The organism is Helicobacter pylori (genome assembly GCF_014496485.1).
In the GTDB taxonomy this organism is placed as follows: Bacteria; Campylobacterota; Campylobacteria; order Campylobacterales; family Helicobacteraceae; genus Helicobacter; species Helicobacter pylori_DD.
Map to the genome: position 1 here is coordinate 1 of NZ_JACTAX010000008.1, position 13922 is coordinate 13922.

Here is a 13922-nt window from a genome sequence, read left to right on the forward strand (position 1 = left end):
CTCCGCTTCTGCGGTAGATGTTGAGATCGCTCGCTTCTTTGCTGATGAATGCGGCATTAAAGTCAAAATCTCCGATGGCTTTGGCTTGGCGCGATAAGATAAGGGCGATATTGGTATTAAATGGGGGGGGGTGGATTTTGCAAGATTTCTTGCATTAACGCTTTGCTGTCATTCCCTTTTAAATGGGGCAAATCGCTCGTCAAAAATCCAAGCGTTTTTTGAATTTCAATCGTGCACGCGATGACTTTAATGATGTTGCTTACATGATCAAAGTCGCAAGGCTCGTTTTTGTGGCTTTTTAAATACTTGTCTAAAACGCCATACCCCCCTATCATGTAGTTATAAATTTCCTCACTCACCCCCCTAAAATAAGTGCTATGGTTGATATAAAGCCGTTGTTCTGGTTCGTTATGAGAGGGTTTTTTGATGATGGGGTTACGATCATGCGCTTCTTTGTAGTAGGATTTGCCTATGGTGGCGTCTTTTAATTTGTTAAAGCTGTAATTCAGGCTTTCTTTATTTAAGACATGCAAGCCGATTAACTCAATCCCTAAAAGGCTTAAAGCCCTAAACAAATCCTTATTTTTTGTGAAAAGGATTTTAGGGTAATCGGCTTTGAGAAAATCTTCATAACGCTTGCGGTAATTTGGGGAATACAATAACGCATAGATATAGCCTAAAACCTCTAGCGGCTCAAAAGAGTGGTTATAATGCTTGTCTATGAAACTTCTAAACTCTGGCGTAAAATTTTCGGTGTAGTTGGGGTTATGGTATAGTGGATTCACATAATCGCCTCCCTCCATTCCTGGACATGTCCAAGTTCTCAAATCTGAAATTTTATTACTAACAAATCCTACGCCGCTTTTTTGTGATTGACAAAATCTGCGAGAAGTAATTAGCGCGACATTTTGGTGCGTTTGATTGGGTGTTTTAGGGTTTGTTGGGGGGGGGGTAACATGTGCTTAAATGTATTTTCCCTTGCTCTTTCTAGTTTTTTGGTGTCGTAATAAACTTTGCGTATATCAAAAGGACGATAGTGAATGTCCTTGACGCATTGTTCGTTAAATTCATTACAATATTTTAAGACTTGTTCTTTTAAGCTTTCAGTATTGTTAGCAATAAAGATTTTATCTCTTCCTGTAACAATCCCCACACTTGAGATTTGAAACATATCCTGAACGCTAAAGCCTTGCTCGTATTCCTCTAACAAGGGCGTTTTTTGGGGTATGAGTGAGTAAAAAGGCTCTCTTGGGGCAAGCTCAAGCCATTCAATACTATCCAAATCGTTTTGGGCTAAAAAGGCGTATTTTTCAGCCCTTTCGCCATACACATCATAATAACAGATTTTTGGCTTGGTTGTTTGCGCCTTTTTGACAAAGAGGTTAATGGACACACCTTGCATGATATTGAAAACGTTTTCATCTTTTGCGCCTTGTGGGGTTTTCTCCTTTTTCCTAGCGTTTCCATGCAAATTTAAGATATAAAGCTCATCGTAGCATTCTAAAAGAGAGCGCCTTAACCCCCTAAAAGTAGGGTTGTCTAAAAAGGCGTTGTTAGAGATAAAGCCAAAGAGGCCATGCCCTAACGATTCGATCTTGTTTTGAGCGAAACGCATGAATTTCATGTAATCGTCTAGGAGCCATTTAGGGTTTTTCTCCTTTTGCAGTTTGTATTTAGAGTGGAGATTTTTAAGTTCCTTTAGGGCGTTTTTGCTGCCGCTTTCTTTTTGGGTTTGAATATTGTTTAAAAGCGTTTGGATTTCATCGGCAAGTTTAATATTTTTCTTGGTTTCTATGGTTTGAAATTCAGGTTCTATGCCGTAAGTGGCTTTCACTTCCCATTCAAACAAGCCCTCATTACTGCTCGCCCCGCTATAAGGGGGGTTACCGGTGATGATAAGGATATTTTCATTTTTTTTAATTTCTTGAGCGCTTTTAAGCTCTTTTTCAAAAATCGGTTGCAGCCCACGATAAGCGATAATCTCACTAGGCTGTATGAGGGTGTTGGTTAAAATGATTTGAAGCGCGTCGTTTTCTTTGAGAGGTTTTTTAAATTCCTCCTTAAAGGCTTGGCTGAGATTCAAATGAGCGATCGCATAAGGAGCGATCAAGTATTCAAACCCATAGAATTGCTTTAAAAGGTTTTGGTATTTGTCCTCTTTAGTGGAGGTGCCTCCATCGCTTGTTTTTCTCGTTTCTAGGGCTTTTCTGAACGCTTCCAATAAAAAAGTGCCGGTGCCGGTAGCAAAATCTAAGAGCTTGATGTTTTCGTTATCCAAAGCGCTTTTTAAGCCTAAGGGAGCGTCTTTGAAACGCGTTTTAAGCAGGCTATCCAAAGCGTTAATGATGAATTTCACCACAGAATCTGGGGTGTAATACACGCCCTTCTTCTCTCGCAATTTAGGGTCATAAGCGCTTAAAAAGGTTTCATAAAAATGCAAATAAGGGTCTTTATCGTCATTCAAATCTTTGATAATAGAGTCCATATCAACATGATTGATTAAGCTTAAAATTTCATTTAAAAGCCATTGGATTTCTTTGATTGCATCAAGCTTCTTTAAAAAATCCGCCATTTCTCTGATCACAGCGAAATTTTCAGGGATGGAACTTCTCACATTATCCAAATTAATTTTTTCAAAAGGGTGGTTGAGCTTGGCTATAAAAAGGCTGTAAGTGAGCGTTTGAGCGAACGCATCGCTAAAGTCTTCAAAACTCAATTCTTCATAAAGATATTCTTTAAAATTGTTAAAAATGCTAGAAACATGCGTGTCTTTTTGGTATTGGATTAGAGCGTCTTTTAGATACTTGGTGGGCGCGCTTAAATGCGTTGCGAAATCTTTAGCGTTAGTGATAGGGGCTGCTTCGTAATTGAAAAAGCCTTTAAAAAATCCAATCAGATCGCGCTCGGTTTGCGGGTTGGGTTTTATGGGTTTAGAGAGTTCATCAAGGCTAGCGACAGAGATTTTTCTTTTAATTAAAGGCTCATTATTTTCATCTTTCCCTACCCACACGAAATTAAGGTAATCGGTGAGCATGAGGTTAGGATTCAATTCTAAATATTTAAGGATTTGTTTGCTTTTTTCGCTTTCTACAATCTTTCTAAGATCGGTCCCCACTCTTTTATTTTCTATATAGCCAATGTTAAGCCCTTGATAAGAGATGCGAAAATCAGGCTGACCCCCTTGTTTGTCTTTTTTAGGCTCATGTTCAATCTTAAATTCTTTATTGAAATTGTCTTTTAAATTTTTAAGCAAGATTTGTAAAAAGGCGCGGTGCGTGAGTTCGTTACTTTCAAGCGTCAGATCTTTAATGCTTTCTAAATATTCTTTTAGCATGCCAATAACCCCTTTTTAAAGTTTTTAAGCCATTTTCATGTGCATGTCAATAAAAGTGGCTTGATGGATTAAAGCCCCTACGCTAATGGCATCCACGCCGCTTTTGGCGTAAGCGTTAATGCTCTCTAGCGAGATGTTCCCGCTCGCTTCTAGTAAAACAAAGGGATAATGCGCCTCTCTATAAGCGGCAATTTCTTTAGTCTCTAAAACGCTCATGTTATCGCACATCACAATATCCGCTCCTGCATTCATGGCGTTTTTGGCCTCTTCAAAGCTCTCGCATTCAATTTCAATTTTAGCCGTGAAAGGCAAGTTTTTTCTGGCATGCGTTAAAAAGCTTTTGAGATCTTTCACATGCTTTAAATGCGTGTCTTTAAGCATTAAAGCGTCATCTAGCCCTAATCGGTGGTTGCTCGCCCCCCCATTAAGCACGGAATATTTTTCAAAGATCCTTAAAAGGGGTCTGGTTTTTCTCGTATCCAACAAACGCACCTTGTGAGAATTTAGAGCTTCTACAAAACGGCTCGTTAAAGTGGCGATCCCGCTGCTGTGTTGCAACAGGTTTAAAAGGGTGCGCTCAACTTTTAAAAGCATGCTAAAATCCCCCCTAATCTCTATTAAGGTGTCTTTAGGCTTGAAGCGTTCTTTATCTTTAATGGTTTGAGTGCATTCAATGCCGGTCATTTGAAGCAACTCTAAAGCGTATTTTTCGCCTGAAAACACGCCCTCTTGTTTAGCCCTAACAAACGCTGTGGCTTTAAAATCTTTTTCTAACACCCTTTCAAACAAATCCCCATGCCCTAAATCTTCTTTTAAAGCGCATTCTAAAAAGGTTTTTACCTCCATTAAGATAACTCCATCATTTTAGTTAAAGCGAGTTTGGCTAAACGCGCCACCTCATCTTTTAATTCAATCGTATTGTAAGCCCTGTGGTTTTTATAGGCTTTTAAGACTTCAAACAAATCTTTTAAAGTCGTTTCATTCATGGTAGGACAAAGGGCGAGCGTGCTAGAAAGAATGAAAGTGTTTTGATGATTTCGCTTGGCTTTCAAGCGGTTGACTAAATGGCTTTCAGTGCCTATGGCGACTTTTTGATTAGGGCTTAACTTTTCTACAAATTCTATGATTTGACTCGTTGATCCGCTAAAATCAGCGTTAGAAACCACGCTAGGCTCGCACTCTGGATGGACAGCGATTAAAATATCCGGGTATTTTTGGCGGTAAAATTCAATGTCTTCTAATTTGAAAAGCTGATGCACCGAACAAAAGCCGTTATAACAAACCATATCAGCGTTTTTGATTTCTTCTGGGCTATTTACGCCTAAAATCGCGCTTTTTAAGCCGTTTTCTAGGGCTAGATTTTCCCCCAAGCATTTATCCGGTAGAAAAAAGATTTTTTTATTTTGTTTTAAAGCGTGATTAAAGATCTTAGAAGCGTTCCTGCTCGTGCAAACCACGCCATCATCTTTAGCGACTTTGGCTTTCACTTCAGCGTTAGAATTGATATAGGTGATAGGGTAAAATTCTTTAACGCCGTATTCTTTTAATAAATGGACGCTCCTATCGTAGTAATGGCTGTCTATCATCCTCGCCATAGAACAGCATGAGAGTTTAGGCATGATCACTTGCTTGTCAAAGGCTAGGGCTTTCACGCTTTCACCCATGAAATGCACCCCGCAAAACACGATGAGATTTTTATCGCTTTGGCTTGCGATTTTAGCTAATTCCAAGCTATCGCCTGTATGGTGGGCTAATTCTACAATCTCATCTTTTTGATAAAAATGAGCCACTAAAAGCGCGTCTAAATCGTTCAATAATTCCACAATAGAAGTTTTTAAATCGTTGTCAGTTGGCATGAAATTCCCCTATACTTTCCCCAAACTTCACGCTTTTTTCTTTCAAATCTTTAAAAGCAGTGTTTTGAATGAATAAAACGATTGTAGAGCCCATTTCAAAATTCCCTAAATTATCCCCTTTTTTAACCTTAATCGGCGGGTTGTAAGAGTAGGTTTGCGTGAAACGGGCTTTAGCGTTAGTTTGGATATTCTTATCAAAATTAAAACGCATTTTACCCACATTTAACGCTCCCACCGCTACAAAATACAATTGATTGCCTTGAATGTCTTTTGCAACAAGCGCTACCCTTTCATTGCCCACAAACAGATTGTTGTTTTTGTGTAGTGAGGGCTTATTGACCGGTAGTAATTTCCCCGCAAAATAACGAGCCTCTAAAATTTCTAAATCGCAAGGGGCGTGGTAGTGGTGGTAATCTTTGGGCGAAAGGTAAAAATTCACATAGAAAAAAGAAGGGCTTAAGGGGTTGATTTCGCCCACTAATTCATGCGCCTTATAGGGCATGCCTTTAATCTGTAAAGCGGTATCGTTGTCTAAAAAAGCGCATTCGGTGATCAAAGCGTCGCAAGGCGCGATGCAAATATTAGGGGCTTTGTCAAAGGGGCGTTCTTTTTTTAAGGAGCGCGTGAAAAGGGCGTTCAAGCTCTTGTAATTTTCCAAAGGCTCAAACTCGCTCAAATCAATTTTAAAGATCTTAACGTAAAGGGCGTTGATGCCTTTTTGGATAAAAGAAGGGAATTCATAACCAGCCACAGAGCCAAAAACCCTTGAAAGAGCGTTGCTTAAAGCTACCATTTTAACCCTGCCATGTTCAGTATAAATTCCACCTCGCCCTTACTCACTTTAAATTCTTTAGAGATAGAATCCACGCTATAACCCTCTTGATACATTTTTAAAACCTGTTTTTCATTGATCTCATCGCTAGCGGCATAATGCCCCATGTCTTTGAATTTGTTTTCTAAAGTAATGATTTTTTCTTCTAAATAATCGCGCTCTTTGTCCATGGATTTTTGGATTTCTTGCAACTGGTTATAAAGGTGTGAAAGGGTCGTTTTTAATGAGCTATCCTCTTTAGCGCTCTTTTCTAAAGAAAGGCCTTCCAAACGCCCCTCTAATTCTTTCAAACGCTTAGAATAGATATAATTTTCTTGATAGGATTCGTCTAAGGTTTTTTCTAAACGCCTCATTTTATGGTAAAACTCTTTTTCTTTAAGATACAAATACCCCACCAAGCACACCAACACCAATAAAATCGCCCCTAAAACGACCATAAACAAATCATTAGAAGATAACATGATTGCTCCCGTTCATAATTTTAAGCCTTTTCTTTCGCTATCAACAATGAAAGAATCATAACGCTTGATGTCTAGGGCGTGCATGCGAGTGATTTCTAAAAAATTTTTATCCCTAGCTACGCCAAAAAAGGCTAGGATTTTCCCCTCTAACACGCAACGCCCATAGTAAGTTTGAGGCGCTATCAGGCTTTGTTTTTTTAGGCAAATAAGCCCATGCCCTAAAGCGATGATGCGATTGTTTTGCTCCAATTCAAGCAGGTTTTCTTTTAAAAGCAGGCTCTCTAGTTTTTCTAATTTAAAATACAACGCTTTGAGCAATTCCAGAGTGTCATTTTCAACGTTCAAGCGTGAAAAATCAAAGCCAGAATTTAACCAATCAAATTCTTCTAACACCGCTAAAGAGCGTTTGGTTTTAGAGATAAACCTTTCATAAGAGAACGACAAATCGCACTGGACTAATCGCGTTTCAAACCCTAAAGCTTGGGATCTTAAAACCAACTCATGCATGCTTAAACCCCACATCAAGGACGATGAAAATAAAAAACACCACCCCCAAATAGCCATTACTCACAAAAAAGGCTTTAGGGATGTTTTTATAATCTCTGGCCACTAAGATCTGCTCATAGAGTAAAATCAAGGCTGAAACCCCTAAGCCTAAATACGCAAAAAGCCCCCCATGATAGCACTTTATAAAAAAAAGCCAGCAGATCAGCGCCACAAAGTGTGAGAGCCTTGAAAGATTCAAGCACCATTTTTCCCCTAATTGGCTAGGAATGGAAAACAAGCCCCTTTCTTTATCAAACTCCATATCCTGTAAAGAATAGAGCAAATCAAACCCAGCCACCCATAACATCACCCCTAAAGCCAAAAAGACATTCCATAAAGGGATCGCTCCTAAAACCGCCACGCTTCCCGCAATGGGGGCCAAACCCAAAGCCAAGCCCACGACAAAATGCGCCAAAGAAGAAAAGCGCTTGAAATACGAATACCCCCCTAAAATGATTAAAAAAGGTAACGAGAGCTTGAACGCTAAAGGGTTAATGAAATAGCTCACCCCCACGAATAAAAGGGTGTTTAAAGCGCTAAAAATGACCATGCCTTTAACGCTGATCCGGCCATCCACGCTCGGGCGGTTTTTGGTCCTTGGGTTATCCTTATCAATATCCCTATCCACCAAGCGGTTAAACCCCATAGCGAAGTTTCTCGCCCCTAATAAGGCTAAAAAACAAAGGATTAAGGTTTCTAAGCCAAAAAAGAGCGTTTGATTTTTTTGATAGGAGCTTATGACCATAGCCATGAGTAAAAACATGCTAGAAAATATCGTATGCTCCAAAGCGACCAATTCGCTTAAAGCTTTGATTTGGTGTGTGATTTTTTTAAGCAATTATTTGATCCCTAAAAATGACTTTTCTAACCTACAATTGAACTAGGCATTATAATATATTGATAGCAACAATACAAGAAAAAGCCCATGCTCAAAACATTCATGCTTAAATAAACTTTAAAGAAACGCGCGCTTAAAATCGTTAAAAATAAATGCGCCCCTAAAAGCCATAAAGGTGAAGGGATTGAAATCGTAGGGATGGTTAAAGGCATGCTTAGAACATTATCCAACAAAGACCCCAAACCCACCGCATGCAAGAACAAACTCAAAGGGAAAAACACGATAAAAATCAAGCCTAAAGGAATGCTAAAAAGCTGGTAGGGCGAAAACATAGGGAAAAAGGCATGCGCGACAATGAGCATGTTCAAAAACACTAACACGCTTAAAGCGATCGCTTGAAACGATCGCTTGAAAAAAGAAGAATCTTTAAAAAAAATTTGAGTGTGTTTTAAAAACAAAAAGATATACCACACCCCACAGACAGAAAGCAAAAACCCCACGCTAAAAAGCAATTTAGGGAGTAACGCTATTGCGATACAGCACGCTAAAACCAAAAGTTTAAAACTTAAGATCCTTACCCCAAAAAAGCATGCCAAAAACCCTAATAAGCCCATTAAAAACGCCCTGAAAAAAGAGGGTAAAAAATCTAATAGCAATAAATACCCCAGCAAAAAAACCCACACCAAAACCCCTATATCATAAAAAGCGTTCCTATAAGGGAAATAGCGTTTTTGTAAGGGGGTATAAAAAAGAGAAAAAAGAAAATACACGCTCGCACTCAAAATCCCTAAATGAAACCCGCTAATGGCTAGTAAGTGGTTGATCCCTAGCGCGTTAGCCCTATCTCTTAAGTCTTTATTCAAGCTATCCCCTATAAATAACGCACGATACAAATTACCCACCAAAGCGTTTTCATGAGCGCTATCAATGAAATGGCGCAAATGCGATTTGAAATTGTGTTTTCGCGTTAAAGAAAAAGAATAAGTTTGAAAAAAGCATGATTTTAGAGACTCTAAGAACGAGCAAGGCTTGATCTTGCCAAAAAATTGTGCGTGGCGGTATTGGAGGTTTTTTAAAGGCTCTTTAATGGTGGTGTAAAAGATCATGTTTTTTGATTGGAGCTTTAAAACAAAATAGGTTTTTTGATCTTTAGTTTTGGGGTATTGCAATAAGATTTGAGCACTCAAGCTTGTAGGTTTTGAAAAATCAAGCTTTTGGTAATTCAAGTATTCCAAATAAAGATTGATTGCCAACAAAAGGCTTAAAAACACCCCACACCATAAGTATTCTTTGGGGGTTGAAAGAAGTTCAAACGCCCCCTGAAAAGTTTTGTCTTTCAAGTTGTGGGTATTTCAAATTTAGTTTCTTGTCCCTCTTCTAAATGAGAATCTATGGGCATGTCTTCATAGCGCGTGAAAGGAGCGTTAAAGCGCGTATAAACCGTTCCTGTAGCCCCATTCCTGTTTTTAGCCACAATGATTTCAGCCTCTTCAATACTGCCATTTTGTTTGTGGATACGCCTTTCTTCATTAACTTTTAGGTGCAACTCTTGCGCCTCTTCAATCTTGCCTTCTTTTTTGAGTTTGTCTATTTTGTTGTCTTCAGCCCTCATTTGATAGATATAGCCTCTATATAAAAATAAAACAATATCAGCGTCCTGTTCAATCCCTCCGCTGTCTTTAATATCAGAAAGAATGGGCCGTTTATCGTCTCGGTTTTCTAAGCTGCGGTTGAGTTGGACTAACGCTATGATAGGGATTTCTAATTCTCTGGCTAAGGTTTTAAGCTCCCTTGAAATTTCAGCGATCTGTTCATGGCGTTCTTTAGTGGCTTTACTCCCTGACATGAGTTGCAAATAGTCAATAAAAGCGATACCCAATTCCTTGTGTTGGGATTTAAGCTTTCGCAGTTGCAAGCGGATTTGCTCTATCCTCACATAACTTTTATCGTAGAAAAAGAGTTTTTTGCAAGAAAGGTGATCGTAGCATTTGGCTAAATTCTCCCATTGATCATCATCAAGCCTCCCGCTCTCTAAATCATGCATGTTAATAGAAGTGAGATCCGATAACGCCCTTAAAGCGAGTTGCTCTGCGGACATTTCCAAACTAAAAACCGCTACCCCCCTATCGTCATTGAGTGCAGCTAAGACCATGTTCATCATCAAACTGGTTTTACCCATAGACGGCCTTGCCCCTATAATGACTAAACTCCCCTTATTGAAACCGCTCGTATAATTATCCAATTGGACAAAGCCAGTCGGTATGCCAGTAACTTCCAAACTCCCTTTTCTTTGGTTTTCTGTAATAAGATCCATTGCACTTTCAAGCACTTCTTTAATGCTCCTAAAGCCCTCTATGGTGCTGCCATTCAATAACGCATAGACTTCTCGCTCCACAGCGCCTAAAATATCGCTGGATTTTTGCGCGCTTTCTAGGGCTTGCTCTCTAATGGTGTTAGCCAAGCCAAAAAGTTTTCGTTTAATGGAAGCGTTTTTGATCTCTTCCACATAGGCTTCAATATTATCTATGGGGCTTGCCGCAAAAATAGCGACCAGATCTTCTTCTTTGATTTGCTTGTCTTTAGGCATTTTTTGGCGGATAAAATTCTCATCAATGGGGCAATCTTCTTCATGCAGTTTTAAAGCGATTTCAAAAAACAAGCCGTTAGGCGGGTAGTAAAAGTCGCTAGGCTCTAAAACGCTATGGACCTCTTCAATCTTGTGATTGGCCAACACAATGCCTGAAAGCACGATCCTTTCAATGTTTTGCAATTGCTGCAAATGCTTTAAATGATCCATTTTTATCCTTTTATAATCGTTTGATCTTTTCTATCAAATCTAAGGGCGTTAAAGCGTAATGATTCTTAAATTCCAAACCCGCTAGGGCGTGCGCTAAGCTTGCGTTAATAGCGGCGTCTAAAGGCGTATAATTTTGAGAAAGTAGGCTTAAAATCAGCCCCGCTAACACATCGCCACTCCCTGCTTTAGCCAAAGCCACGCTCCCTAAAGTGTTGATAAAAGTTCGCCCTTGATGAGCGATTAGGGTATTAGCCCCCTTTAAAAGCAAAACCACCTTAGGGTATTTTTGAGAAAAATCCCTTGCGATTTCTAGTTTATTGTCTAACAATTCTAGCATGCTTATATTGATCCCCACTAATTTCAATAACGATAAAAACTCTTTAGGGTGAGGGGTTAAGATCACTTCTTTTTCTAAAGCTTGTAACACTTCTTTATGGTAAAAAACGCCCGCATCTAAAACGCATGGGGCTAATCCAAGCCACTTCTTAAAATCCTTTGGCAAACCCTCTAAACCCATGCCAAGAGCGAACGCGCTGAGCTTTTTAGGGAAATTTTCACAAAAGACCAATTCTAAAGGCTTGTTATTAGAAGTTATCTCGCATTCTAACGCTTGAACGCTCACCACTCCAGATCCAAAACTTAACGCGCTTAAAGCGCTCAATAACCCCGCCCCACTATGCTTGCCTAAAAGAACATGCGCATGCCCGTAATCGCCCTTATGAGCGTTTTTTCTATCCCTTAAGGGCAGTTTGAGATCGCTTTTTTCTAATAAAAAAGTCTCTGTTGGGATCTCATAAATTGGATTAAAAACCCCCAAATGCCCTACTTTCAATTCCCCTACATAGTCTTTAGCCCTATCGCTTAATAAGCATGACTTGATAGCGCCCATGCTGATAGTCGTATCCGCTCTAAACGCCCTCTTATCCACCCTGCCTTTAGAATCGATCCCGCTAGGAATATCGCAAGCGATTTTAAAGCGTGCTTTTTGAGAAAGGCTTTCAAAGTTTAAAAACGGCTCTAATTCGCCCTTAAAAGCGCTCCCTACCACGCAATCTATTAACACATCGCATTCTAAATCTTCATTCTTTTCTTCCCATGTTTTGATGACTACTCCCACTTTTTTGGCCCTTTCTTTTTGCAATTGGCACATGGGGCTTTTGGCTAGTTTCATTTCAAAGACTAGCGTTTTAAAACGCCCCGCTAAACGCCTAGCTAGAGCATAGCCATCGCCCCCATTATCCCCACTCCCACAAAGGATAATGACCTTAGCGCCTAAAGAAGCGTTTTGTAAAACCGCCCTTTCTAAAGCCATAGCGGCGTTTTCCATTAAAATGTCTTCGCTTAAAAACAATTCTTCAATCGCCCTTTTGTCTAGGGCATCCACTTTTTCATACACTGAAAGCATCTTTATCCTTGAAAATGAATACAGAACGAATTTTCGTAAAACGTTCCTTTTAAAGAGGGTTCGCTGTGAATTTCTAAACGCATTTTATACTTTTCGCACACTTTTTTCACTAAATCTAACCCTATACCATAACCCAACACGCTAGAATTGAAACGCGCGTAACGAACGCTTAATTCGGTGATCTTGTCTTTAGGGATTTCATACCCTAAATTTTTCACTTTCAAAAACTCAGGCGTTAGCTCTATGTGGATATACCCATGCATGACGCTGTATTTGATCGCATTCATGAGCAAATTGCTATAAAGCGAAAGGAAATCCTGCTCTTTAGCCTTCAATCCCACTCCCACTAAATCGCTTTTCAATTCCAGCTTGTGGTAGTCTATCATCTCGCTAAAAAGCGTGTTTTCTTTAATAATTAAAGCTTTTAAGTCTAAAAGCGCAAAGGATTCGCGCTCAATGTCTTGCATCACTAAATAAGAGAGCGAGCGGTATAAAAAACTCATGCGCTGGATAGCGATTTTAATGCGGCGGTGTTGTTGGTTGTCTTCTAAAGTTTTTAAAGACAAGACTAAAGCGCTCATGGGGGTGTTTAATTCATGCGTGGTGTTTTTTAAGAAATGATCGATGCGAATGATTTCATTCCTAATGGGCTTTAAAAACAAACGCCCCAAAAACACAGAAACCCCTATCACGCATAAAAACGCTATGACAAACACTAAAACAATATTACGATACAAAGAATAAAAATGAAGGGGTTTAGAATTTTTAAAAAGCATTTTAGCCACGCCTAAATGAGCGAAAGTTTCATCGCTGAATAGGTAATATTCCCCCTTAAAACTAAAAAAGCCCGTCTCTTTATGGGTTTTAATCAGATCCGTGCTTTCAGGGATATTAGAGTATAAAACACGCTTTTTACTATCAAAAAGCGCTATGGAAGCGTCTTTATAGCGTGAAATCAGGGCGTTTAAAGCGTTGTGATAATCCGCATGCGTTTGCATGTGTAAGGTAACCACTTCACTAGCGATCTTAGAAGCCATTTTGTTCATGTCCATGCGTATCATTTTGATTTTTTCGTTTTTTTCATAGTTAAACGCTAAAACGCTAATCACTAGCATCAACACAAACGAAGAGCCTAAATAAGTCCCTAAAAAGAGCTTGAGGGATTTTTTTTCATAGTGGGTTAAAGCGATAGCCCACCCCCTTGTGCGTTTCTATGCAATTTTTACCTAAAAGCTTGCGCAGTACTTTAATGTAAGTGCGTAAGGTGGAATCATCAATCGCTTGCTCCCATAAGTTGTTTTCTAACGCTTGAGAGCTGATGATTTGCCCTTTATGCTCTAAAAAGTATTCTAAAAGTTGGGCGGTTTTGGGAGGCAAGATCTCTTTTTTACCCCTGACACTCAAGCAATTTTGGTGATAAAAAATGTTAGGCATAATTTCTATGGGATCATCATTGAAAAACCTTTTAATACGCGCTTCCAATTCGTCTAAATCAAAGGGCTTTTTCAAATAATCGCTCGCTCCTAAATTAAAAGCGTTTTTTAAGATAGCGTTATCCTGTAAGGCGGTGATAAAAATCACAGGCGTAGAGATTAAAAAATCGTTTTTGATGCGCTTAAACAATTCCAAGCTATTCATTTCAGGCACTTGCACGTCTAAAAGCAAGAGGTTGAAGCGTTCAACCGAGAGCCTTTCATAAGCCTCTTTCCCGTTAAAAGCGCAAAACACTTCATAGCCTAAATGCTCCAAAAATTCCTTGATACTCTCGCTTAAAAGGTAATCGTCTTCTAATAAAAAAATCTTTTTTTGCATGAAAGTATTGTAGCGCTTAATGGGTGGGCTTTGTTATAATA

At 39.3% G+C, this 13922-nt stretch carries 12 protein-coding genes and 1 pseudogene; all 13 read right to left on the reverse strand.

Features of this window, described 5'->3' with window-relative positions; genetic code table 11:
• Positions 1–896 (reverse strand): annotated as a pseudogene (locus IC572_RS07790) (type ISP restriction/modification enzyme); the annotation flags it as partial.
• A complete protein-coding gene (locus IC572_RS05230; RefSeq protein ID WP_232263346.1) occupies positions 896–3334 on the reverse strand; it encodes an N-6 DNA methylase in 2439 nt (812 codons plus the stop codon). The pseudogene IC572_RS07790 and the gene IC572_RS05230, both read right to left, overlap by 1 nt.
• A 24-nt stretch (positions 3335–3358) precedes the next feature.
• Positions 3359–4180: a carboxylating nicotinate-nucleotide diphosphorylase gene (gene nadC / locus IC572_RS05235; RefSeq protein ID WP_187855292.1), complete on the reverse strand. Its 822-nt coding sequence runs from the start codon at positions 4178–4180 to the stop codon at positions 3359–3361.
• On the reverse strand, positions 4180–5190 hold the full coding sequence (gene nadA, locus IC572_RS05240; RefSeq protein ID WP_187855293.1) for a quinolinate synthase NadA: 1011 nt from the start codon (positions 5188–5190) through the stop codon (positions 4180–4182). The genes nadC and nadA overlap by 1 nt, the downstream gene beginning before the upstream one ends.
• Positions 5180–5983, reverse strand: a complete 804-nt coding sequence (locus IC572_RS05245; RefSeq protein WP_039088269.1) for a phosphatidylserine decarboxylase — start codon at positions 5981–5983, stop codon at positions 5180–5182. Before IC572_RS05245 ends, nadA begins: the two co-directional genes overlap by 11 nt.
• Positions 5977–6483, reverse strand: coding sequence for a DUF6115 domain-containing protein (locus IC572_RS05250; RefSeq protein WP_000953090.1), 507 nt, complete (start codon positions 6481–6483; stop codon positions 5977–5979). Before IC572_RS05250 ends, IC572_RS05245 begins: the two co-directional genes overlap by 7 nt.
• A gap of 12 nt (positions 6484–6495) precedes the next feature.
• Positions 6496–6990: a hypothetical protein gene (locus IC572_RS05255; protein WP_162973234.1), complete on the reverse strand. Its 495-nt coding sequence runs from the start codon at positions 6988–6990 to the stop codon at positions 6496–6498.
• Positions 6983–7867: a menaquinone biosynthesis prenyltransferase MqnP gene (gene mqnP, locus IC572_RS05260; RefSeq protein ID WP_187855294.1), complete on the reverse strand. Its 885-nt coding sequence runs from the start codon at positions 7865–7867 to the stop codon at positions 6983–6985. Before mqnP ends, IC572_RS05255 begins: the two co-directional genes overlap by 8 nt.
• 26 nt (positions 7868–7893) lie before the next feature.
• Entirely contained in the window at positions 7894–9207 is a 1314-nt protein-coding gene (locus IC572_RS05265; RefSeq protein WP_187855295.1) for a ComEC/Rec2 family competence protein, read from the reverse strand.
• Complete coding sequence (locus IC572_RS05270; RefSeq protein ID WP_000349728.1) at positions 9204–10664, reverse strand: replicative DNA helicase; 1461 nt, start codon at positions 10662–10664, stop codon at positions 9204–9206. Before IC572_RS05270 ends, IC572_RS05265 begins: the two co-directional genes overlap by 4 nt.
• A gap of 10 nt (positions 10665–10674) precedes the next feature.
• Positions 10675–12069: an NAD(P)H-hydrate dehydratase gene (locus IC572_RS05275; RefSeq protein ID WP_187855296.1), complete on the reverse strand. Its 1395-nt coding sequence runs from the start codon at positions 12067–12069 to the stop codon at positions 10675–10677.
• Positions 12070–12071: 2 nt separating this feature from the next.
• Positions 12072–13259: a copper-sensing histidine kinase CrdS gene (gene crdS / locus IC572_RS05280; protein ID WP_187855326.1), complete on the reverse strand. Its 1188-nt coding sequence runs from the start codon at positions 13257–13259 to the stop codon at positions 12072–12074.
• Entirely contained in the window at positions 13240–13881 is a 642-nt protein-coding gene (crdR, locus tag IC572_RS05285) for a copper response regulator transcription factor CrdR (RefSeq protein ID WP_163563331.1), read from the reverse strand. Before crdR ends, crdS begins: the two co-directional genes overlap by 20 nt.
• Between the last annotated feature and the right edge of the window lie 41 nt (positions 13882–13922).